This is a genomic window from Streptomyces sp. NPDC088732 (genome assembly GCF_044751205.1).
In the GTDB taxonomy this organism is placed as follows: domain Bacteria; phylum Actinomycetota; class Actinomycetes; order Streptomycetales; family Streptomycetaceae; genus Actinacidiphila.
Map to the genome: position 1 here is coordinate 161,447 of NZ_JBIVLI010000002.1, position 21,171 is coordinate 182,617.

Sequence of the window (21,171 nt, forward strand, 5' to 3'; positions counted from 1 at the left end):
CCCCTTCCACGGCGACGACTTTCGCCGCCGTCGCCATGGGTAACGCCCGCGAACACCCCCGGAAACCGCACGTGACAGGCTTTTTCACCAATCACCCGAATGCCGAACCGCTCATACGAAAGGGCGCCTGCCCGGTCATCGGACAAACGCCCCTCGTCTGCGGTGAGTCGGGCGGCGGACCGCCCGATCCGCCTGCGGCTACTTCTTCTTGGCCGCCGCGTCGTCGCTCGACAGCACCGCGATGAAGGCCTCCTGCGGCACCTCCACGGAACCGACCATCTTCATCCGCTTCTTGCCCTCCTTCTGCTTCTCCAGCAGCTTCCGCTTACGCGAGATGTCACCGCCGTAGCACTTGGCGAGGACGTCCTTGCGGATGGCGCGGATGGTCTCGCGGGCGATGACCCGGGAGCCGATGGCGGCCTGGATGGGCACCTCGAAAGCCTGCCGCGGGATGAGCTCGCGCAGCTTGGCGACAAGCCGCACGCCGTAGGCGTACGCCGCGTCCTTGTGCGTGATCGCCGAGAAGGCGTCCACCTTGTCGCCGTGCAGCAGGATGTCGACCTTGACCAGGCTGGCGGTCTGCTCGCCGGTGGGCTCGTAGTCCAGGGAGGCGTACCCGCGGGTCTTGGACTTCAGCTGGTCGAAGAAGTCGAAGACGATCTCGGCGAGCGGCAGGGTGTAGCGGATCTCCACCCGGTCCTCGGAGAGGTAGTCCATGCCCAGCAGCGTGCCGCGCCGGGTCTGGCACAACTCCATGATCGCGCCGATGAACTCGGTGGGCGCAAGGATCGTGGCCCGCACCACCGGCTCGTACACCTCGGAGATCTTGCCCTCGGGGAACTCGCTGGGGTTGGTGACGGTGTGCTCGGCCCCGTCCTCCATCACCACGCGGTAGACCACGTTGGGGGCCGTCGCGATCAGGTCGAGGCCGAACTCGCGCTCCAGCCGCTCGCGGATCACGTCCAGGTGCAGCAGGCCGAGGAAGCCGACGCGGAAACCGAAGCCGAGGGCGGCGGAGGTCTCCGGCTCGTAGACCAGGGCGGCGTCGTTGAGCTGGAGCTTGTCCAGCGCGTCGCGCAGCTCCGGGTAGTCCGAGCCGTCCAGCGGGTACAGGCCCGAGAACACCATCGGCTTGGGGTCCTTGTAGCCGCCCAGGGCCTCGGTGGCGCCCTTGGTCTGCTGGGTGATCGTGTCACCCACCTTGGACTGGCGGACGTCCTTCACACCCGTGATCAGATAACCCACCTCGCCGACGCCGAGGCCGTCGGCCGACAGCATCTCGGGCGAGTTGGTGCCGATCTCCAGCAGCTCGTGGGTGGCGCCGGTCGACATCATCCTGATGCGCTCGCGCTTGCTGAGCTGGCCGTCGACGACCCGGACATAAGTGACGACACCGCGGTAGGAGTCGTAGACCGAGTCGAAGATCATCGCGCGGGCGGGGGCGTCGGCGACACCGACCGGGGCAGGGACGGTCTCCACGACGCGGTCCAGCAGCGCCTCGACACCGAGGCCGGTCTTGGCCGAGACCCTCAGCACGTCGGAGGGATCGCAGCCGATGAGGTTCGCCAGCTCCTCGGAGAACTTCTCGGGCTGCGCGGCCGGCAGGTCGATCTTGTTCAGCACCGGGACGATGGTGAGGTCGTTCTCCATCGCCAGGTAGAGGTTGGCCAGCGTCTGCGCCTCGATGCCCTGGGCCGCGTCGACCAGCAGGACCGTGCCCTCACAGGCCGCGAGCGACCGGGAGACCTCGTAGGTGAAGTCCACGTGCCCCGGGGTGTCGATCATGTTCAGGATGTGGGTCTTCCCCTCACCGGCGCCCGCGGTGGGCGCCCAGGGCAGACGGACGGCCTGGGACTTGATCGTGATGCCGCGCTCGCGCTCGATGTCCATCCGGTCGAGGTATTGGGCGCGCATCTGCCGCTGATCCACCACACCGGTGAGCTGGAGCATCCGGTCGGCAAGCGTGGACTTGCCGTGGTCGATGTGCGCGATGATGCAGAAATTGCGGATCAGCGCCGGGTCGGTACGGCTCGGCTCCGGCACGTTCGAAGGGGTCGCGGGCACGCAGGGTCCTGTCTCTTGAGGCGCCTGTCGCCTCTGGTCGGATCGATACGTATGACTCCCATAGTCCCATGCGCGGGGCACGGGACCGTGCCGGGCGGCCCGGAAGGGCCCGAGCGCGGCGCCGGGACCGGGACCGGGAGCGCCGGTTTGGGCGGCGCGGTGGCCGACTGCTAACCTGGGCAGTCGCGCTTCGTGCCCTCTACCCGAGGCGTGAACCCCATCAGATCACACCTGAGAAGGCTCTTTCGTGGCGAACATCAAGTCCCAGATCAAGCGCAACAAGACCAACGAGAAGGCGCGCCTGCGCAACAAGGCCGTCAAGTCCGAGCTCAAGACCGCCATCCGCCGCACCCGTGAGGCCGTGGCCGCCGGTGACGTCGAGAAGGCCGCCGAGGCCGCGCGTCTCGCGGGCAAGAAGCTCGACAAGGCCGTGAGCAAGGGCGTCATCCACAAGAACCAGGCCGCCAACAAGAAGTCCGCGCTGGCCGTCAAGGTCGCCGCGCTCCAGGCCTGAGCCTTTCTCGTCAGCAGTACCCAGCGGTAGACAGCAGCACCCAGCAGTACCCGCCGGTGACGGGCACAGCGGTCCCTCTCACCCGCTCCACCACCGGCATCCATGGTTTTCCGGCCGCACGCGGCCTGCGTTCGCCACGCGGGTGCGGTCCTCGAAGGGCCTCGTACCTCCCCGGTGCGGGGCCCTTCGGCGTACCGGGGAGGCAGGGCTGCGGATCAGCGGGTGCGCGAGGCGCGTGCGATGGAGACGACAGCCTTCTCCAGGGCGTAGGCCGGGTCGGCGCCGCCGCCCTTGACCGCGGCGTCGGCCTCGGCGACGGCGCGCAGCGCCGTGGAGACCCCGTCCCCCGACCAGCCGCGCATCTGCTGGCGCACCCGGTCGATCTTCCACGGCGGCATGCCCAGCTCCCGGGCGAGATCCGCCGGGCGGGCGCCGCGCGGCGCGGAGGCGAGCTTGCCGATGGCCCGTACGCCGGACGCCAGCGCGAAGGTGATGCCGGGCAGCGGCTGGCCGACCGCGATGGCCCAGCGCAGCCGTTCCAGGGCTTCCGCCGTGCGGCCGGTGACCGCCAGGTCCGCGACCTCGAAGCCGGTGGCCTCCGCGCGGCCGGTGTAGTAGCGGGCGACGACGGCCACGTCGATGGCGCCCTCCACGTCGGCGGCGAGCTGGGAGCAGGCGCTCGCCAGCTCGCGCAGATCGCTGCCCAGGGCGTCCACGAGTGCCTGGCAGGCCTCCGGGGTCGCCGACCGGCCCAGCGTCCGGAACTCACCGCGCACGAAGGCCAGCCGGTCGGCCGGCTTGGTCATCTTCGGGCACGCCACCTCGCGCGCCCCCGCCTTGCGGGCGGCGTCCAGCAGGCCCTTGCCCTTGGCCCCGCCCGCGTGCAGCAGGACGAGGGTGATCTCCTCGACGGGGGCCCCTATGTAGGCCTTCACGTCCTTGATGCTGTCCGCCGACAGGTCCTGCGCGTTGCGGACGACCACGACCTTGCGTTCCGCGAACAGCGAGGGGCTGGTCAACTCCGCGAGGGTGCCCGGCTGCAGCGCGTCGGGCGTGAGATCGCGCACATCGGTGTCGGCGTCGGCCGCCCGCGCGGCGAGCACGACCTCCCGCACCGCGCGGTCGAGAAGCAGGTCCTCCTGCCCCACCGCGATCGTGACGGGGGCGAGCAGACTGTCGGTCGTACTGTTCCTGGGCATCGCCGTCCAGCATCCCACGCGGGTCCGACACAATGTCCCGGTGAATGACGTCAGACATGTTCTCGTGCTGCCCGACCGCGACTCCGCGGAGGACGCCGCAGACGAAGCCTCCGAGCGCTTCGACCTTCCCGCCCGACCCCAGATCGTCCGCGACGCCCTCGCAGGTGAGGACGACGCCGAGGACGCCCAGTGGCTCGTCATCGTCGACGACGAGGACGGCGAACTCGATCCCGCCGCGCTCAACGCGCTGGCGGAGGAGTTCGAGGGCTGGCTGGAGGAGGAAGAGGAAGAGGACTAGTCCCCAAGCGGTGCGCGGCGGCTCCCGCTCAGCGGGCGCGGGAGTCGCCGAACAGGATGCGGTAGACGATCAGCAGCACCAGGGCGCCGCCGATCGCGGCTCCCCAGGTGGGCAGGTCGTAGAAGTCCTTGGTGATGGGGTGGTGCAGGAACTTCGCCGAGATCCAGCCGCCGACGACGGCGCCCGCGATACCGATGAGCGTGGTTCCGATCAGGCCGCCCGGGTCCCTGCCGGGCAGCAGTATCTTCGCAATTGCGCCGGCGAGCAGGCCGAGCACGATCCAGCCGATGATGGTCATGGGGTCAACCTGCCACGCCTGCGGCGCCCTCATGCCTGCCGATACGCACCCATGGACATCCCGTGACACGGCGGTTGCACTTCTCCGACCGGCCCCGGGTGCGCACACTGGTGCGGTGGACACGGCGCGACGCGGCGGCACCGCCGAGATCCTGGTCGTCAAACCCCTCAAGCGGCGCCGGTGTTCGGCGTGCCGGCAGGGGCCGCTGGCCTACCACGTCCTGGAGACGGGCCGACCGCTGTGCCTGCCGTGCGCCGATCTCGGCCACCTGGTCTTCCTCCCCCGCGGCGACACGGCGCTGACCCGGCGGGCCCGGGCGGCCTCCCCGGTCTCGGCGGTCGTCATCCGGCTCAACCGGCGCCGCAACCGCTGGGAGCGCCAAGGGCTGTTCGTCGACGCCGACGCCCTCGCGCTGGCCCAGCGGCAGTGCCTCGCGGACGCCGCCGCGCGGGCCGCCCGCCGGGCCCGCGACGCGCTGCGCCGCAAGGCCGAGGACGTCCGGGTCACCGGCGCCCTCACGGCGGAGGTGCTGCGGCTGTTCCCGTCCTGTCCGCCGGTGCGTGCCGCCGCCATCGCCGCGCACGCGGCCGTGCGGGGCAGCGGGCGTGTGGGCCGCACCGCCGCGGGGCGCGCGCTGGACGAGGGCGCCGTCACGGCCGCCGTCCGGGCGTCCGTGCGCCACGGCGGCACCGCCTACGACGCCCTGCTGGCCTCCGGTGTCCCGCGCTGGGAGGCCCGGCAGCGGATCGCGGTGGAGGTGGACGGTGTCCTCGCGGCCTGGCGGGCGCCGAAAACCGTGTGACAGGGCCCTGGTGGGCCCCGCAGGCTGCGGGGATGACAGATCGCACGACCGTCCCGACCCTCTTCCCGCCGCCCGACTACGCCCATGCCGCCGTCGTCGAGGCCGGCGCCCGCCTCGCCTTCATGGCCGGCTCCGTCCCGCTCGACGCGGAGGGCCGCCTCGTCGGCCCCGGCGATCCCGTCGCGCAGACCCATCAGGTCCTGAGGAACCTCGAGGAGGCGCTGCGTGCGGTGGGCAGCGCGCTCCCCCACGTCGTCGCCACCACCGTGTACGTGGTCGCCCACGATCCCGCCGACCTCGGCCGCGTCTGGGACGTCGTCCGCGCCGGGGGCCTCACCGAAGGACCCCACACCTCCACGCTGGTCGGCGTCGCCTGCCTCGGTTACGCGGGGCAGTTGGTGGAGATCACGGCGACGGCAGTCGTGCCGTGAGGCCGAGCGCGGTGTCGGCCAACGGAAAGCGGGGCGTGGCGACTTCGCGCTTCCAGTAGCGATTGAAGCACTCAAACACCTGCATCGCAGTGGTTTTACGTTGGTCGCAGGGGGTCTGAGCTACGGATTTCGTTGTCCGGAGACTCTTGACGGGGGCTTAACGGCCGGGGTTTCATCCTCGGAACGGAAATCGACATTCCGTTCTGTGTTTCCCCGGTTCCCCGGTTCCCCGGTTCCTCGGTTCCTCGGTTCCTCGGTTCCTCGACCGGAGGCTGCAGCCCCCTTCAGCCCGACCTGATCGGATGCGCGCATGACCGACACGCTTCACCCGCCGGCGGCCCCGCACTCGCCCCTGGCCCCGCCCATCGAGGCGCCCGCGGCGCTGAAGCGGTCGATCGGCGTCGTCGGCGGAACACTGCTGACGCTCTCGTGCCTGACGCCCGCGTCGTCGTTGTTCGTCATCGTGCCGCCGCTCTTCGCGGACCTGGGGACGGGCACCGCGCTGACCATCGTGATCGCGGCGGTGCTCTGCATCGCGGTGGCCTTCTGCTACTCCGAGCTCGGCACGCTGATCCCCAGTGCGGGCGGCGAGTACGCGATGGTCGGCACGCTGATCGGCCGGCTGGCCGGATGGATCGTGTTCGTGCTGTCCCTGATCGTGGTCATGATCGTGCCGCCGATCATCGCGCTGGGCACCGGTGAGTACCTGGCGCCGCTCGCGCAGATCGATCCCAAGGTCGCGGGGGCGGCGGTCATGCTGCTGGCGACCGTGATGGGCCTGCTGGACCTGCGGGCCAACGCCTGGATCACCGGCATCTTCCTCGTGCTGGAGGTCGTGGCGGCCGGCATGGTGGCGTTCCTGGGCTTCTCGCACAGCGCCCGGCCCGCCTCGGTGCTGGTCCACCCGGTGACCCAGGGCGCGCACGGGCTGAGCACGGCGGTCACGGCCGGCACGATCGTCGCGGGCCTGGCGATCGCGCTGTTCGTGCTCCAGGGGTTCAGCACCGCCGTCTACCTGTCGGAGGAGATGGAGAACCCGCGCCGCACCGTCTCACGCACCGTGCTGTGGACGCTGGGCATCGGCGCGCTGGTGGTGATCGTCCCGACGATCGCCATCACGCTGGGCGCCCCCGACATGAACTCCCTGACGGCGGGCGACCTGTCGGCCCTGGTACGGGGCTGGAGCAACTCGGCGGTCGGCACCTTCATCAGCCTGTGCATCGCGCTGGCGATCATCAACGCGGGCATCGTGATGGTGATCCAGAACTCCCGTGTGCTGTACGCCTCGGCGCGCGACCGCGCCTGGCCGACGGCGGTCAACAAGGCGTTCGGGACGCTCAGCAAGCGCTTCGGGGCGCCGTGGATCGCCACGCTGGCGGTGGGTGTGCCGGGGGCGGTGCTGTGCTTCGTGCCCGTGGAGACCCTGAGCGGGGTGACGGGTGTCGCGGTCGCCGCGATGTACATCGTGGTCGCGCTCGCGGCGCTCGGGTCGCGCAGGGGCGGCCACAAGGAGCGCTCGGCGTGGCGCATGCCGCTGTGGCCGGCGGTGCCGGTGCTGCTGGTCGCGGTGCTGGCCTACGTGCTGGTCCAGCAGACCGCGCAGGATCTGGTGATCACCGGCGTGATCGTGGTGGCCTCCCTCGCCTACTGGTGGTTCTATCTCCGGCCGCGGCAGAGCACCCGCTGGGTGATCTCCGTGCCGGAGGAGGAACTGGGCCTCGACGGGCGCTGAGAGCGCCGCGCATCACCGCCGGCACCCGGTCCGGGCCGGGTGCCCGGGCGCAGGGTCCCGACTGCACCGCTTCGCCAGCGCTGTTGGCGCCACCGGGACCCACGGGCCCGGCGTCATGGGGAATGGCCCATGGGCACGGCGCGGAGACGGGCGGTGTCGCCGAGGACGGCGAGGGGTCCGTCGGTGTCGGTGCGGAGAACGGTGGTGCCCTGGGCGCGAAGGGCACCGATCGTGCGCGGTGAGGGGTGGCCGTAGGGGTTGTCCCTGCCGCAGCTGATGAGGGCCAGCCGGGGGCGGAGCCGGGCGAGCAGGGCGGGGTCCTGGTAGGCCGAGCCGTGATGGGCGACCTTCAGCACGTCGATGCGGCCCAGGTCGGGCGCGGCCGTCAGCAGGGCCCGCTGGGCGTCGGGTTCGAGGTCGCCGAGGAGGAGCACGGTGAGCCCGGCGATGCGTACAAGGAGCGTCACGCTGGCGTCGTTCGGATTGGCGTCGTCTCCGACGGGGAGGGCCGTGGGCGCGGCCGGGGGCCACAGGACGCGCCAGTCGAGCGGGCCGAGGCGGCGGTGCTCGCCCGCGGCGGCACGGATCACGGGTACATGGGCCGCGGCCGCCCGGGCGCGGACGAAGGCCGCCTGGTCGGCGGGCTCGTCGAGGGTGGTCGTCTCGATGGCGCCGACGGCCCGTCCGCGCAGGACGCCGGGGAGGCCGTCGACGTGGTCGGCGTGGAAGTGGGTCAGGACGAGGAGCGGGACGGCCCGGATGCGCAGCGACCGCAGGCAGCGGTCGACCAGTCGGGGTTCGGGCCCGGTGTCGACGACCACCGCGGTGCCCTGGCCGCCCGCCGAGAGCACCAGGGCGTCGCCCTGACCGACGTCGCAGGCGACCATGCGCCAGTCGGGCGGCGGCCACCCCGTCACGGCCCGGGGCAGCGGGACGGGCCGGACGACGGTCAGCGCGACCAGCAGCACCGCCGCCGCGCACAGCCAGGGCCGGCGCAGCAGACGGCGGCCTGCGGCGACGACGGCCGCCACCACCGCCGCGAGCAGGAAGGCGCCCGTCCATGTGCCCGGCCAGTCCACCGTGGCGCCGGGGAGGGCGGCCCCGTGCCGGGCGACGGCGGCGATCCATCCGGTGGGCAGACCGGCGAGCCAGGCAAGGGCCTTGGCGGCGGGCATGAGCAGCGGCGCGGTGGCCAGCGCGGCGAAACCGAGCACGGTGGCGGGAGCGACGGCGAGTTCGGCCAGCAGGTTGCACGGAACGGCGACCAGGCTGACGTGGGCGGCGAGCACGGCGATGAGCGGGGCGCAGACGGCCTGGGCGGCGGCGGACGCCGCGAGGACCTCGGCGAGGCGGGGCGGGATCCGTCGGCGGCACAGGGCCTCGCTCCACCGCGGGGCGAGCGTCAGCAGGGCTCCGGTGGCCAGCACGGAGAGGGCGAAGCCGTACGAGCGGGCGAGCCAGGGGTCGTGGAGGAGCAGCAGCAGGACGGCCGCGCACAGGGCCGGCAGGAGTGAGCGGCGCCGCCCGGTGCCGATGGCCAGCAGGGTGATCAGGCCGCAGGCCGCCGCGCGCAGCACGCTGGGGTCGGGACGGCACACCACGACGAACGCGAGCGTGAGCAGTCCGCCGAGCACCGCGGTGGTGTGCAGCGGGAGCGCCAGTCGCGGGGCCAGGCCCCGGCGTTCGGCGCGCAGCGCGATGCCGGGCGGCCCGATGAGCAGGACCAGGACGAGGGAGAGGTTCGACCCGCTGACGGCGGTGAGATGGGTCAGGTCGGTGGCCTCGAAGGCCTCGTGGAGCTCCGGGCCGATGCGCGTGGTGTCTCCCACCACGAGACCGGGCAGCAGGGCGCGGGCGTCGGGCGCCAGGTGCTCGGAGGCCGTGCGCAGGCCCGCGCGCAGCCCGCCGGCGAAGCGCTGCACGGCCGACGGCTGCCCGACGGCGCGCGGTGGTCCGCGCACGGACAGCACCGCGGCGACTCGGTCGCCCGGGTGGGCGGGCGGGGCCAGCCGGCCTTCCACGAGGAGCCGCGTCGAGGGGAGCAAGGTCATCCAGGGGGCGACCGGTTGCCGGGCGACGAGCAGCACGGGCGTGCGCACGGCAGTCGTCGTGCCGCGCGCGGTGACACGCACCGCCTCGGCTTCGAGCAGCACGGCGGCGGGCGCGCGGGCCGCGCCGCGCACATGGGGCCGGATCGTCCGGGGGTCCGCGGTGAGGGTGATCTCGACGCGGGCGTGCGCGTGTTGGGCGGCGAGGCCCGGCAGCGGGCCCCGGTGGAGGTCGGCGGCGTGCAGGACCGCCACGGCGGCGGAGGCGGTGGCGCAGAGCAGCGCGGCCGCCACCGCCGTGAGGGTGCTCACCGGCAGGCTCCGCCGCAGGAGCCGGGGCGCCAGGAGCAGGCCCGCCCCCACGAGCGCCCCGGCCGCGCAGAACCCGGTCGCCACTGCCCCGGGTGCGCCGAGCGCGACGCCCGCGGCGATCCACGCGGCCAGGGCCGGCAGGACCAACCGCAGGTCCGCGGGCCCCTCTTGACGCGGATGGGACGAGCCCCGGGGCGAGGCCGCTTCCGCGTGCACCGCGGGGCGGCGGGTGCTCACGGCGTCACCAGCGGTTTGAGGTCGGCGAAGCGGCGGTCGCCGATGCCGTTGACGTCCCGGAGCTGGTCGACGGAGGTGAAACCGCCGTGCTGGGCGCGGTACTCGAGGATGTGCCGTGCCAGGACCGGGCCGACGCCGGGGAGGGTGTCCAGCTGATCCGCGGTGGCGCCGTTCAGGCTCACGGCGGCGGGCGGGGCGGGCGCGGCGCCCGGTGCCGCGAGGACGGGCATGCCGGGCGCGGCGGCCCGGCCGACGACGATCTGCTCGCCGTCGGCCAGCCTGCGGGCGAGGTTCAGGGCGCTGGTGTCGGCCCCGGGCAGCGCTCCCCCGGCCGCCTCCAGCGCGTCGGCGACCCGCGCCCCGGTCGGCAGCCGCCGCAGACCCGGGTGCCGGACCTTGCCGGCCACGTCGACGACCAGGGCCGCCTGCGGGCCCGGCTCCGGACGCGGTGTGCGGGAGCCGGCAGCCGCGGGGGCGGCCGCGGCCGCGGCCGCGGGGAGCGTGGCGACGGCCGGGGGCACCGCGACGGTGCGCGGCCTCCCCGTCCAGAAGTGGTGCGCCGCGAAACCGATCGCGACGACCAGCACGACGGCGAGCGCGAGCGCGGTCCTCGGCTCCATCCCGCACCGCAGCGCGAACCACGTGGGCAGCCGCTCGGTCAGCGCCGGCCGCCAGGCCGTACCGCGCCGACTCGCAGGTCGGAATGGTCCCGGCGGCTCCAACCCGCTCCGCGGTCCGTGCCGGGCGGCCGCCCCACGCGGCGGCGCAGCACCTCCCCGGACGGCATCGGGCACCTGTGACTCCCCGTCCGCGCCCACGTCGACGTCCGCACCCGCATCGACGCCGACGGAACCACCGCGCGACGCGGGCCCGTTCAGCACGGCGGGCGGGCGCACGGGCGGCGGGTCGAAAAGCGCCGCGGCGCGGTCGCGGACGGAGTTGGTGTGAAGGTGCCGGTGACGGCGGCTGGTTGCGGTGATCGGTCCCATGTCCGCGACGGTAGGCCCCGCCCGGCCACCGAGATGATCTTGCTCAATTCCTGTGGACAACCCCGCCGTTGTGGATAACTCCGTCACCCGCAGGGGTTGCGCACCCACGCCCCTCGGAGCCGGGAGCCACCTGTCCCCCGTCCCACCTCACAGGGGTGAGACCACCGCCCCCAGCAGCCCCGGCCCCGTGTGGGCGCCGATCACCGCGCCGACCTCGCTGAGGACGAGGGTGCGCAGCTCGGGGAGCCGGCTGCGCAGGCGGTCCGCGAGGCCGGAGGCGCGGTCGGCGGCGGCGAGATGGTGCACGGCGATGTCGACGGGCCGGGAACCGGCGCGCTCGACCACGATCTCCTCCAGGCGCACCAGCGCCTTGGACGCGGTCCGCACCTTCTCCATCAGCTGGATGCGGCCCTCGTCGAGTTGCAGCAGCGGCTTCACCGCGAGCGCCGAGCCCAGCAGGGCCTGGGCGGCCCCGATGCGGCCGCCGCGCCGCAGGTAGTCCAGGGTGTCGACGTAGAAGTACGCGGACGTGTCCGACGCGCGCTTCTCCGCCGCGGCAACGATCTCGTCGGAGCTGCCGCCCGCCTCCGCGGCCTCGGCCGCGCTGAGTACGGGGAAGCCGAGGGCCATGGCGACCATCGCGGTGTCCACCACCCGCACCGGCACCGGCGCGCTCCCCGCCGCCAGCCGAGCGGCGTCGTACGTCCCGGAGAACTCGGCGGACAGATGCAGGGAGACGATCTCGGTGGCCCCGGCCTCCGCCGCCGCGCGGTAGGCGGCGGCGAACTCCTCGGGGCTGGGCCGGGACGTGGTGACGGGCTTGCGGCGCAGCAGGGCTCGGGCGACCGCGGGGGCGGAGACCTCGGTACCCTCTTCCAGCGCTTCGTCGCCGATGACCACCGCCAGCGGGACCACGGTGATCCGGTGCCGGGTCAGGGCCTCCTGCGGCAGGTAGGCCGTGGAATCGGTGACGATGGCGACATGGGACGACATGTGCGGGAGGTTACCCGCGCCGAAGGCCCGGCAACAGTACGGCCCCGCTGAGGTGAACGCGAGTGGGGCTCCCGGTACACGCGAACCGGGCAGACCACCCCCGCCGGCCCGGCCCGCCCGTCCTGACCGCGCTCACAGCGCCTTCGGCGGACGCTCCGCGGACGCGGACGCCCCCGTGCCCGGCTCGGGCAGGCTCGCGGGCGCCCAGTGCCGCAGGGCGCCCGCCTCCAGGTCGATGTCGCGGCCCAGCGCCGCGAGGTCGTCGTCGGCGAAGCGCCGGGCCCGGTCCTGGGCCGCCCAGCGCAGCGAGTCGGCGGAGTGGGTGATGCGTCGGGTGCGCTCCTCCAGGTCGCCCAGGCGCGCGGCGATGCGGGCGCGGTCGGGCTCGCGTTCCAGGAGCTTGAGTTCGGCGTCGAGTTCCGTGGCATGTCCGCGCAGCCGCCGGAAGAGCGCGACGGCCTCGCTGAGCCCGGTGTCGTCCGCGGCTCGGGCCTCCAGGGCCGTCTCGGTGCTGGTGACCGAGGTGCGCAGCGCCAGCCGCAGTTCGGCGAGCTTCCCCGCGGGGCCGGGCTGGGTGTAGCGCCGGGCCTTGAGACCGGTGTCCTCCACGACGCGCCGGGCCTCGATGCTCGTACGCTCCACGCCGCGCCGGACCGCCCGGGCCGTCCTGACCGCGGCCACGAGGCCGAGCGCGACGAAGGAGGCGAAGAGCAGCATGATCAGGGCGACGGCGACATCCACGGCGGCTCCTTTGCCCGGTCGGCCCGATCCGCTCGATCGGCTGTATGCCCACCGTAAACGGCCGGGGGCGGACGAGGGTTCCGGGGAAACCCTCATCCGCCCCTGAGATCCGGAGCGCGGCAGTCGCGGGACCGGCGACCCCGCGAGCGAGCCGCCGATCAGGCCCGCTGCCTCAGCCCGTGACGATGTTGACCAGCTTCGGCGCCCGGACGATCACCTTGCGCACGGCCGCGCCGTCCAGGGCCGCGACGACCGCGGGGTCGGCCAGGGCCTGGGCCTCCAGGTCGGCGTCGGAGATCGCCGGCGGGACCTCCAGGCGGGCCTTGATCTTGCCCTTGATCTGGACGACGCAGGTGACGGTCTCGTCCACCACGTACGCCGGGTCGGCCACCGGCAGGTCCTCGTGCGCCAGGGACCCCTCGTGGCCCAGCCGCCGCCACAGCTCCTCGGCGATGTGCGGGGCCAGCGGGGCGATCAGCAGCACCAGGGGCTCGGCCACGGAGCGCGGCAGGGCGCCGCCCGCCTTGGTCAGGTGGTTGTTCAGCTCCGTGATCTTGGCGATCGCGGTGTTGAAGCGCAGGCCCTCCAGGTCCTGGCGGACGCCGTCGATCGCCTTGTGCAGGGCGCGCAGGGCGTCCTCGTCCGGCGCGGCGTCCGTGACCGTCACCTCGCCGGTCGCCTCGTCGACGACATTGCGCCACAGGCGCTGCAGCAGCCGGTACTGGCCGACGACGGCGCGGGTGTCCCACGGGCGGGAGACGTCCAGCGGGCCCATCGCCATCTCGTACAGGCGCAGGGTGTCGGCGCCGTACTCGGCGCAGATCTCGTCCGGCGTGACGGCGTTCTTCAGGGACTTGCCCATCTTGCCCAGCTCGCGCTTGACGGGCTCGCCGTCGTACACGTAGCCACCGTCGGCCTCCTCGACCTCGGTGGCCGGGACGGGGAAGCCCCGGCTGTCGCGGTAGACGTAGGCCTGGATCATGCCCTGGTTGAAGAGCTTGTGGAACGGCTCCACGGACGAGACGTGGCCCAGGTCGAACAGCACCTTGGACCAGAAGCGCGCGTACAGCAGGTGCAGCACGGCGTGCTCGGCGCCGCCCACGTACAGGTCGACGCCGCCGTGCGGCTGCCCCTCGCGCGGGCCCATCCAGTACTGCTCGATCTCGGGGTCGACCAGCTTCTGCCCGTTGTGCGGGTCCAGGTAGCGCAGTTCGTACCAGCACGAACCCGCCCAGTTGGGCATGGTGTTGGTCTCGCGGCGGTAGCGGCGCACACCCCGGCCGTCGCCCAGGTCCAGGTCGACGTCGACCCACTCCTGGTTGCGGGACAGCGGGGTCTCCGGCACGGTGTCGGCGTCGTCCGGCTCGAAGGTGCGCGGCGAGTAGTCCTCGACCTCGGGCAGCTCCAGCGGCAGCATCGAGTCGGGCAGGGAGTGGGCGACGCCGTCCTCGTCGTAGACGATCGGGAAGGGCTCGCCCCAGTAGCGCTGACGGCTGAACAGCCAGTCGCGCAGCCGGTAGTTGATGGTGCCCTGACCGATGCCGCGCTGCTCCAGGTGCTCGATGACCTTGCGCTTGGCCTCGGTGACCTCCAGGCCGTTCAGGTCGATCTCGTCGTTGGCGGAGTTGATCGCCGGACCCTGGCCGGTGAACGCCTCGCCCTCCCAGCCCTCCGGGGGCCGGACCGTGCGCACGATGGGCAGGTCGAAGACGCCTGCGAACTCCCAGTCGCGCTCGTCCTGGCCGGGGACGGCCATGATGGCGCCGGTTCCGTAGCCCATCAGGACGTAGTCGGCGACGAAGACCGGGATGCGGGCGCCGGTCAGCGGGTTCACGGCGTAGGCGCCGCTGAAGACGCCGGTCTTGTTCTTGCCCTCGGTCTGCCGCTCGACGTCCGACTTGGACTGGGCCTGCTTGCGGTACGCCGCGACGGCCTCGGCCGGGGTGTCCGCACCGCCGGTCCAGGCGTCCTTCGTCCCCTCGGGCCACGCGGCCGGCACCAGGGTGTCGACCAGGGGGTGCTCGGGAGCCAGCACCATGTAGGTGGCGCCGAACAGGGTGTCGGGCCGGGTGGTGAAAACGGTGATCGGCGTGGACCCGTGGCCCTCGACGGCGAAGTCGACCTTGGCGCCCTCGGACCGGCCGATCCAGTTCCGCTGCTGCAGCTTGATCGCCTCGGGCCAGTCCAGCCCGTCCAGGTCGGTCAGCAGGCGGTCCGCGTAGGCGGTGATGCGCATCATCCACTGGCGCAGCTTGGCCTTGAAGACCGGGAAGTTGCCACGCTCGGAGCGGCCGTCGGCGGTGACCTCCTCGTTGGCCAGCACGGTGCCCAGGCCGGGGCACCAGTTGACCGGCGACTCCGAGGCGTACGCCAGCCGGTACTCGCCCAGGACGGCGTCGCGCTCGACGGAGGTCAGCTCGGTCCAGGGACCCCGTCCGCCGGGCGTCTCCCGCACGCCCTTCTCGAACTGCTCGATCAGCTCACCGATCGGGCGGGCCCGGCCGGCCTCCTCGTCGTACCAGGAGTTGAAGATCTGCAGGAAGATCCACTGGGTCCAGCGGTAGTAGTCCGGGTCGATCGTCGCGAACGACCGGCGCTTGTCGTGGCCCAGGCCCAGCCGGCGCAGCTGCGACCGCATGTTGTTCATGGCGGCCTCGGTGGTGATCCGGGGGTGCTCACCGGTGGCCACGGCGTGCTGCTCGGCGGGCAGGCCGAAGGCGTCGAAGCCCAGGGTGTGCAGCACGTTGTGGCCGGTCATGCGCTGGAAGCGGGCGAAGACGTCGGTGGCGATGTACCCCAGGGGGTGGCCGACGTGCAGTCCCGCGCCCGAGGGGTACGGGAACATGTCCATGATGAACTTCTTGGGCTTGGCCAGTTCGCCGTTCCCGGCCAGGTCGCCGGTGGGGTTGGGCGCGGCGAAGGTCTGGTTCTCGTCCCAGAAGTCCTGCCAGCGGCTCTCGATGTCGGCGGCCAGCGCGGCCGTGTAGCGGTGGGGCGCGGCCGCCTCTGCGGCGGGGGTGGTCTCGCTCATCGTCCTTCGTACTCCATCGCTGTCATGACGGCCTGCGGCCCGGCCGTACGGGGTGTCTGCCTGCGGAAACGAAAAAGCCCCTCGCACAGGAGGGGCGCCGCACTGACATCGATCCTGGTCAGCGCGGCTTGCTAAGCAGAAGGCGTACGGCATGCATGGGGTCAGGTTACCGCAGAGCCGTAAGGGCCCGCACCGAGGTTCCCCCCGGTGCGGGCCCTTACGTGCCGTTTCCTGCCGTGCTCAGCGGCGGTGACCCGGCTTGTACGAGTCGACGTAGCCGCGCGCCGGGGTGCCGACGCCGGTCACGTCGTCGTAGCCGGTGACCGCGGACAGCGAGCTGTCCTTGCCGAGGCTGCGGAGCGAGGTGAGCAGACCGTCCGAGGCGTCGAAGCCGTTGGCGAAGTCCACGCGGACCACCGCGAGGTCCTGGCCGCGGCCCAGCGGGTGGTCGGTGACGTCGTGGTACGCCCCGGTGCCGTAGCGGTTGTAGATCAGCGGGTTGGCGAAGCCGATCGGCACACCGTGCCGCGCCTGCTGCGCCAGCGCCTGGACGCCCGCGATCACCGGCGCGGCGAGCGAGGTGCCGCCGATCCGGTACTCGCTGTACTGGAAGGACCCGTCGGGGAACGCCTGGGTCTGGCCGACCAGGAACCCGGTGTTCGGGTCGGCGACGGCCGAGATGTCCGGCTCGACGCGCTGCTTGACCGTGCCGCCGTTGGCCAGGGCGAGCGCGTTGGGAACGACGCCGCGCTGATAGAAGGGCTGCGCGTACAGCTTGCTGGTGCCGCCGCCCGCGCCGGAGGTGTAGGCGCCGGGGAAGGCCGTCCAGGCGGAGCCGTCCGCGGAGAGGGAGGCCTTCAGCGTGCCCCAGCCGGTCTCCCACTGGTACTTGTCGCCCTTGCCGACGGCGAGCGCGGTGCCGCCGACGGAGGTGACCCAGGGGGAGTTCGACGGGGTGTCGACCTGCTTGGTGCCGTTTCCGTTGGGGTTCGCGACGTTGTCGCCCGCGTCGCCGGAGGAGAAGTAGAAGCCGATGCCCTCGACCGCGCCCAGCTGGAAGATCTGGTCGTACGCCGCGGCGATGTCGGGGGTCTCGTTGCTCTCCAGGTCGCCCCAGGAGTTGGAGACGATGTCGGCGAGCCGGTGGTCGACGATCTTGTTGAGCGCGTCGAGCAGGTCGTCGTCCGTGCAGGAGGAGGCGCCGACGTAGGTGATGTCGGCCGCCGGGGCGAGGGCGTGCACCGCCTCGACGTCCAGGGTCTCCTCGCCGTACCAGCCGGACGCGTCGCACTCGTCCGGGCCGGTGAAGCGGTAGTCGGCCGGCAGCACCTGGGAGAACTGGCCGCGCTTGTAGTCCGCGTCACCGTTGCGCGCCGCGTACTTCTTGGCGTCGGCGGCGATCGTCGGCGAGGCGAACGCGTCGGTGATGGCGACGGTGACGCCCTTGCCGGTGTACGAGCCCGCTCCGTAGGCGGAGCGCAGCTGCTGGCCCGTGTAGCCCTTGACGGCGTACGGGGCGTGCGTGCCGTAGGCGACCGGCAGCTTCTTGTCGGTGTTCGACCCGAAGTACGTGGAGAAGGGGCCGGAGTTCTTGAAGACGGCTCCGGGCGGCGGGAGCGTGTCCTGGTGCTGGGCGCGCCGCGGGGAGTTGTCCAGGCCGGTGACCGTGAGGACCGTGCCGCTCAGGGCCGCGGGGACCGAGGCGGTGCCGACCGGGGCACGGTAGGTCTTCGAGCCCTTGGCGAAGTTGTGCAGCTGGGTGCCGAAGGCCTTCTCGGCGGCGGAGACGTCGCCGGTGACCGTCAGGTAGTGGTCGTTGGCGCCGGTGACCTGCAGGCCGGAGGACTCCAGCCACGCGGTGGTCTCGGCGACCTGCTGCTGGGTCGCGCCGAAGCGGGACTTGGCCTGCGCGGCGGAGAGGAACGAGCCGTACGAGGCGGACGCCGGGTCGGAGACCGCCTGGGCGTAGGCGGCGAGACCCTGGGCGTCACGGCCGGCCAGGTACACCCGGAGGGTGACCTTGTTCGCGTCGGAGGTGGCACCCTTGTCGGACTTGGCCGTCGCCCAGGCCGGCTTGCTGCCTGCGAGGGTGTGGCGCCCGTGCGAGGCGTCGGCCTGGGCCGTGGGTATGCCCATCGCCAGCGCACCGGCGACCAGCGGCAGCGCCGCGGCCAGGGCCAGGCCGGCCCGCTTTCTGGAGCGGGTGGAGCTCATGTAACCCCCTGCTGTGTGAAGTTCTGACGTACGTCGGCGTGCCAGGACCGGCCACGCACGTGAACCGCCAGGCCACTCTTGCGGTGAACCGCTCATGTCAGGGGCATCTGTTCACCAAGAAGGCCCCAAGGAAGCTTCACGAAAGGGCAATTGGGGAGGCGCCGCGATCCGGAATGCGGACATATGGATCCGGGGACAGAACGCGGCCGGCACCATATGGGGAGAAGTGGCGAAGAAACGGATGCCGGACGGCACGACATCTTCACCGAACGGCGCCCGAACAAACCGACGTTAGCAGTTCGTAATGATCCGCATCCGGGGTTGTCGAAAGACGATCGAAGTGGGTACCCGTCCGGGTTAGCGTCTGCGCATGCGCACCAACCGTCAGTCCTCCGACAGTCGCCGGAACCCCCCGCTCCCGGCGAGCGCCACACTGTCCGGGGCTCTCCGCACCGCACGGTCGCCGCGTGTCTGGGCGACCGCCGGAACCGCAGCCGCTCTGCTCGTCCTGGCCTTCACCGCCGGCCCGGCCCTGCGTGCCTTCCTGGACTTCGGCGCCGGTGTCCTCACCCTCGTCTCGCTCAGCTGCACCGTCATCTGGGGCCTGGTGTCCACCGACACCGTCTTCCTCGGCCCGCGCGAGCGGCTGGTCACCCAGGGCATCCACCGCGGTCTGGGCGTCGCCGCCATCGGCTTCCTGATCCTGCATGTGACGACGAAGGTCGTCGAGGTCCGCGTCACCACCGCCGGCGCCTTCCTCCCCCTCGGGGTCACCGGCCGCGACGGGCTCATATCCCTCGGCGTGCTGGCCGCCTACCTGATGATCCTGGCCGCCGCCACGGGCGCGATGCGCAGCATCTTCGCCGCCAAGCGCCACCCCGTGCGCTGGCGCATCCTGCACGGCATGGCGTACGCCTCGTGGTGCGCCGCCCTCATCCACGGACTGGAGTCCGGCCGGGCCGCCAAGCCCTGGGTGATCATCGCCTACATGGTCTGCCTGGTCGGCGTCGCCATCGGCCTGGTGGTCCGGCTGCGCAAGCTGCGCGGCGAGTCCGTCTTCCCCGAGACCCGCGAACGCTCCGCCTCCTTCCGCAACCTCGCGCGCGGCGGCGGTTCCGGCAGCCGCAGGCGCGCCGTCCGCGAGGAGGGCGGCCCGGCCCTGGCCAGCGCGTACACCGATCCGCTGCCGCCGCTGCCCGGCTTCCCGACCGCTGGCCAGTACATGCCCACCCCTCCCCCGGCACCCAGCGGCCTGCTCGGCATGGACACCGCGGCCGCCACCGCGCAGCTGCCGCAGGTTCCCGCGGACCCGCAGGCGCCGTATTCTCAGCAGCCCCAGCAGTTCCAGCAGCCGTATCCGCAACAGCCCCAGCCCGGCGCCTGGGACGGCACCCCTCCTTGGGGGACCGAAGTGCCCGGCGGCGTCCAGGAGACCGATCCGCTGGGAGCCGAACGGCTCCAGCCGATCTCCTGGCAGCAGTCGACGCCCGGACCTTATGAAGGACAGCGATGAATCTGCCCGCCATGCCGGACCGCTCACCCGCCCTTCGCCAGGGGGCGGGTGATGTGCTGCCCGACGTGCGTACCGTCGGGCTGCCCCGAATAACCGCGGGGTTCGACGAGGTGGAACGGCTGGACCGGGTCACCCACCTTAATGTGCACGGTTCCATGCCGACCCTCACCGAGGGCGAACTCCTGGACCTCTCCGAGCTGATGGGCCTGCGCGGCCGCGGCGGCGCCGGTTTCCCGTTCTACAAGAAGCTCAAAGCCGTGGGAGAGGCCGCGCGCCGTCGCGGCAGCCCCACCGCGGTCGTGGTCAACGGCTGCGAGGGCGAGCCCGCCTGCCGCAAGGACGCGGTGATCCTGCGCCGGGCACCCCATCTGATGCTGGACGGCGCCCTGATGTGCGCCGAGATCCTCGGCGCGCGCGAACTGGTGATCAGCGTCACCCGCGACGCCAACGAGAAGTCCGTGCGCGACGCCCTGGCCGAACGCGGCCTCGGCACCAAGCGCGGCCGCCAGTTGCGCGCCCGCATCGTGCGCATGCCGGAGCGCTTCGTGTCCGGTGAGTCCTCGGGCATCATCTCGGCCGCCAACGGCGGGCTGCCGCTGCCTCCCGGCAAGAAGGTCAGCGCGAGCGAGTCGGGCATCGGCGGGATGCCGACGCTCTTCTCCAACACCGAGACCTTCACCCAACTCGCCGTCGGCGCCCGCATGGGGGCCATCCGCTTCGGCTCCGCGGGAGCGCCCGGGGAGCCCGGCACCGCCATGCTGACCGTGTCGGGCTCGGTGCCGCGGCAGACGGTCGTGGAGACCCCGACCGGGGTGCCCATGTCGTACATCCTGCAGATGTGCGGCGGGAATCCCGGCCAGGGCGTGCTCGTGGGCGGCTACCACGGCAACTGGATCGACCCCAACATCGCCTCGATGGTGACGATCGCCCGCGAGTCCCTGGAGGCCCACAAGGCCACGCTCGGCGCGGGCGCGCTGCTGCCGCTGGACCCGGGCCTGTGCCCGCTCGGCGAGTCGCTGCGGGTCGCACAGTGGCTGGCCGCCGAGACCGCGGGCCAGTGCGGCCCGTGCCGCCTCGGCCTGCCGCGGATGGCCGGGCTGCTGCAAGACGTGCTCAACGGCGGCGGCCAGGCCGCGCTGGAGCAGCTGCGGCAGACCGCGGTGGCGGTCAAGGGGCGCGGGGTCTGCAAGCACCCCGACGGCTCCATGCGCTTTGTGATGTCCACCATCAACGCCTTCACCGACGACCTCGCGGCCCATGTGCTCGGCGGCGGCTGCGGCCGCCCCACGGTCGGTGTGCTCCCCCTGCTGAAGTCCGAGCCCTCGCCGCTGCTCGGCGGCCCCTCCGGCGGCGGCGCGCCCGCGGCCGCCAGCAACAAGCGCCTGGTGGTCGACTGGACGCTGTGCAAGGGGCACGGGCTGTGCGCCGGCGTCCTGCCGGAGATCGTCCGGCTGGACCGCGACGGCTACCCCGACATCGCCGGGACCCCCGTTCCGCCGCACCTGGACGCCGCCGCCCAGCGCGCGGTGGCCCGCTGCCCCGCGCTGGCGCTGCGGATGGAGGAGGGCGGACGCCGCTGAGCGTCCGCCCGGCCCGGCGGTGGCGGCCGCCGGGCCGGGTCGGTCCGGTCACGCGAAAGGGCCCGGTACCTGAGGTACCGGGCCCTTCACGTGAAGTGGAGCTACGGGGATTCGAACCCCGGACCTCTTGCATGCCATGCAAGCGCTCTACCAACTGAGCTATAGCCCCGCGTTG

16 protein-coding genes and 1 tRNA gene are annotated in these 21,171 nt (G+C 72.6%); 7 read left to right on the forward strand and 10 right to left on the reverse strand.

Features of this window, described 5'->3' with window-relative positions; all coding sequences use genetic code 11:
- Positions 1-198 precede the first annotated feature (198 nt).
- Positions 199-2,064 (reverse strand): translation elongation factor 4, encoded by a 1,866-nt coding sequence (gene lepA / locus ACIP9H_RS03615; RefSeq protein ID WP_401582694.1) that lies wholly within the window; start codon positions 2,062-2,064, stop codon positions 199-201.
- A 247-nt stretch (positions 2,065-2,311) separates the two neighbouring features.
- Here lepA and rpsT point away from each other — a divergent pair, with 247 nt between their 5' ends.
- A complete protein-coding gene (rpsT, locus tag ACIP9H_RS03620; RefSeq protein WP_360906833.1) occupies positions 2,312-2,578 on the forward strand; it encodes a 30S ribosomal protein S20 in 267 nt (88 codons plus the stop codon).
- A gap of 215 nt (positions 2,579-2,793) precedes the next feature.
- Here the strand turns inward: rpsT and holA are convergent, their stop codons facing one another.
- Complete coding sequence (holA, locus tag ACIP9H_RS03625) at positions 2,794-3,777, reverse strand: DNA polymerase III subunit delta (protein ID WP_401957284.1); 984 nt, start codon at positions 3,775-3,777, stop codon at positions 2,794-2,796.
- Positions 3,778-3,817: 40 nt separating this feature from the next.
- Here holA and ACIP9H_RS03630 point away from each other — a divergent pair, with 40 nt between their 5' ends.
- A complete protein-coding gene (locus ACIP9H_RS03630) occupies positions 3,818-4,075 on the forward strand; it encodes a hypothetical protein (protein ID WP_401957287.1) in 258 nt (85 codons plus the stop codon).
- A 28-nt stretch (positions 4,076-4,103) separates the two neighbouring features.
- On the opposite strand, the gene ACIP9H_RS03635 is transcribed toward ACIP9H_RS03630, so the two are convergent.
- On the reverse strand, positions 4,104-4,373 hold the full coding sequence (locus ACIP9H_RS03635) for a GlsB/YeaQ/YmgE family stress response membrane protein (RefSeq protein ID WP_360906839.1): 270 nt from the start codon (positions 4,371-4,373) through the stop codon (positions 4,104-4,106).
- A gap of 115 nt (positions 4,374-4,488) precedes the next feature.
- Between ACIP9H_RS03635 and ACIP9H_RS03640 the strand changes: the two genes are divergently transcribed.
- The 3 genes from ACIP9H_RS03640 (at position 4,489) to ACIP9H_RS03650 (ending at position 7,338) form a co-directional block, all read left to right on the forward strand.
- Positions 4,489-5,175, forward strand: a complete 687-nt coding sequence (locus ACIP9H_RS03640; RefSeq protein ID WP_401582715.1) for a DUF2293 domain-containing protein — start codon at positions 4,489-4,491, stop codon at positions 5,173-5,175.
- Positions 5,176-5,207: 32 nt separating this feature from the next.
- Positions 5,208-5,606 carry a RidA family protein gene (locus ACIP9H_RS03645; protein ID WP_401582717.1) on the forward strand — a complete coding sequence of 133 codons (399 nt, stop codon included), beginning with the start codon at positions 5,208-5,210 and terminating at the stop codon, positions 5,604-5,606.
- Positions 5,607-5,916: 310 nt separating this feature from the next.
- A complete protein-coding gene (locus ACIP9H_RS03650) occupies positions 5,917-7,338 on the forward strand; it encodes an APC family permease (protein ID WP_401582718.1) in 1,422 nt (473 codons plus the stop codon).
- A 113-nt stretch (positions 7,339-7,451) separates the two neighbouring features.
- On the opposite strand, the gene ACIP9H_RS03655 is transcribed toward ACIP9H_RS03650, so the two are convergent.
- The 6 genes from ACIP9H_RS03655 to ACIP9H_RS03680 all read right to left on the reverse strand — a co-directional run bounded on the left by ACIP9H_RS03655 (position 7,452) and on the right by ACIP9H_RS03680 (position 17,903).
- Positions 7,452-9,935, reverse strand: a complete 2,484-nt coding sequence (locus ACIP9H_RS03655; RefSeq protein WP_401957293.1) for a ComEC/Rec2 family competence protein — start codon at positions 9,933-9,935, stop codon at positions 7,452-7,454.
- Complete coding sequence (locus ACIP9H_RS03660; protein ID WP_401582737.1) at positions 9,932-10,555, reverse strand: helix-hairpin-helix domain-containing protein; 624 nt, start codon at positions 10,553-10,555, stop codon at positions 9,932-9,934. The genes ACIP9H_RS03655 and ACIP9H_RS03660 overlap by 4 nt, the downstream gene beginning before the upstream one ends.
- A 516-nt stretch (positions 10,556-11,071) precedes the next feature.
- Positions 11,072-11,917, reverse strand: a complete 846-nt coding sequence (locus ACIP9H_RS03665; RefSeq protein WP_401582738.1) for a DegV family protein — start codon at positions 11,915-11,917, stop codon at positions 11,072-11,074.
- A gap of 132 nt (positions 11,918-12,049) precedes the next feature.
- Positions 12,050-12,658: a hypothetical protein gene (locus ACIP9H_RS03670; RefSeq protein ID WP_401957296.1), complete on the reverse strand. Its 609-nt coding sequence runs from the start codon at positions 12,656-12,658 to the stop codon at positions 12,050-12,052.
- A 172-nt stretch (positions 12,659-12,830) separates the two neighbouring features.
- Positions 12,831-15,689: a leucine--tRNA ligase gene (leuS, locus tag ACIP9H_RS03675; RefSeq protein WP_401957298.1), complete on the reverse strand. Its 2,859-nt coding sequence runs from the start codon at positions 15,687-15,689 to the stop codon at positions 12,831-12,833.
- 240 nt (positions 15,690-15,929) lie between these two features.
- Complete coding sequence (locus ACIP9H_RS03680; protein ID WP_401582743.1) at positions 15,930-17,903, reverse strand: protease pro-enzyme activation domain-containing protein; 1,974 nt, start codon at positions 17,901-17,903, stop codon at positions 15,930-15,932.
- Between the two features lie 370 nt (positions 17,904-18,273).
- On the opposite strand from ACIP9H_RS03680, the gene ACIP9H_RS03685 reads away from it, so the two are divergent.
- Together ACIP9H_RS03685 and ACIP9H_RS03690 are read left to right on the forward strand one after the other, a co-directional pair.
- The gene (locus ACIP9H_RS03685; RefSeq protein WP_401957301.1) at positions 18,274-19,416 is read left to right on the forward strand and encodes a hypothetical protein; all 1,143 of its coding nucleotides are present in this window, start codon (positions 18,274-18,276) and stop codon (positions 19,414-19,416) included.
- Complete coding sequence (locus ACIP9H_RS03690; RefSeq protein ID WP_401957303.1) at positions 19,413-20,996, forward strand: NADH-ubiquinone oxidoreductase-F iron-sulfur binding region domain-containing protein; 1,584 nt, start codon at positions 19,413-19,415, stop codon at positions 20,994-20,996. The genes ACIP9H_RS03685 and ACIP9H_RS03690 overlap by 4 nt, the downstream gene beginning before the upstream one ends.
- A 96-nt stretch (positions 20,997-21,092) precedes the next feature.
- Here the strand turns inward: ACIP9H_RS03690 and ACIP9H_RS03695 are convergent.
- Positions 21,093-21,165, reverse strand: a tRNA-Ala gene (locus tag ACIP9H_RS03695).
- Between the last annotated feature and the right edge of the window lie 6 nt (positions 21,166-21,171).

Excerpts from the sequence above, each read along its gene's own strand:
- ACIP9H_RS03680 (WP_401582743.1), bottom strand. The coding sequence starts at position 17,903 with ATGAGCTCCACCCGCTCCAGAAAGCGGGCCGGCCTGGCCCTGGCCGCG.
- ACIP9H_RS03685 (WP_401957301.1), top strand. The coding sequence starts at position 18,274 with ATGCGCACCAACCGTCAGTCCTCCGACAGTCGCCGGAACCCCCCGCTC.
- ACIP9H_RS03645 (WP_401582717.1), top strand. The coding sequence starts at position 5,208 with ATGACAGATCGCACGACCGTCCCGACCCTCTTCCCGCCGCCCGACTAC.
- holA (WP_401957284.1), bottom strand. The coding sequence starts at position 3,777 with ATGCCCAGGAACAGTACGACCGACAGTCTGCTCGCCCCCGTCACGATC.
- ACIP9H_RS03635 (WP_360906839.1), bottom strand. The coding sequence starts at position 4,373 with ATGACCATCATCGGCTGGATCGTGCTCGGCCTGCTCGCCGGCGCAATT.
- ACIP9H_RS03665 (WP_401582738.1), bottom strand. The coding sequence starts at position 11,917 with ATGTCGTCCCATGTCGCCATCGTCACCGATTCCACGGCCTACCTGCCG.
- ACIP9H_RS03650 (WP_401582718.1), top strand. The coding sequence starts at position 5,917 with ATGACCGACACGCTTCACCCGCCGGCGGCCCCGCACTCGCCCCTGGCC.
- ACIP9H_RS03660 (WP_401582737.1), bottom strand. The coding sequence starts at position 10,555 with ATGGAGCCGAGGACCGCGCTCGCGCTCGCCGTCGTGCTGGTCGTCGCG.
- ACIP9H_RS03690 (WP_401957303.1), top strand. The coding sequence starts at position 19,413 with ATGAATCTGCCCGCCATGCCGGACCGCTCACCCGCCCTTCGCCAGGGG.
- leuS (WP_401957298.1), bottom strand. The coding sequence starts at position 15,689 with ATGAGCGAGACCACCCCCGCCGCAGAGGCGGCCGCGCCCCACCGCTAC.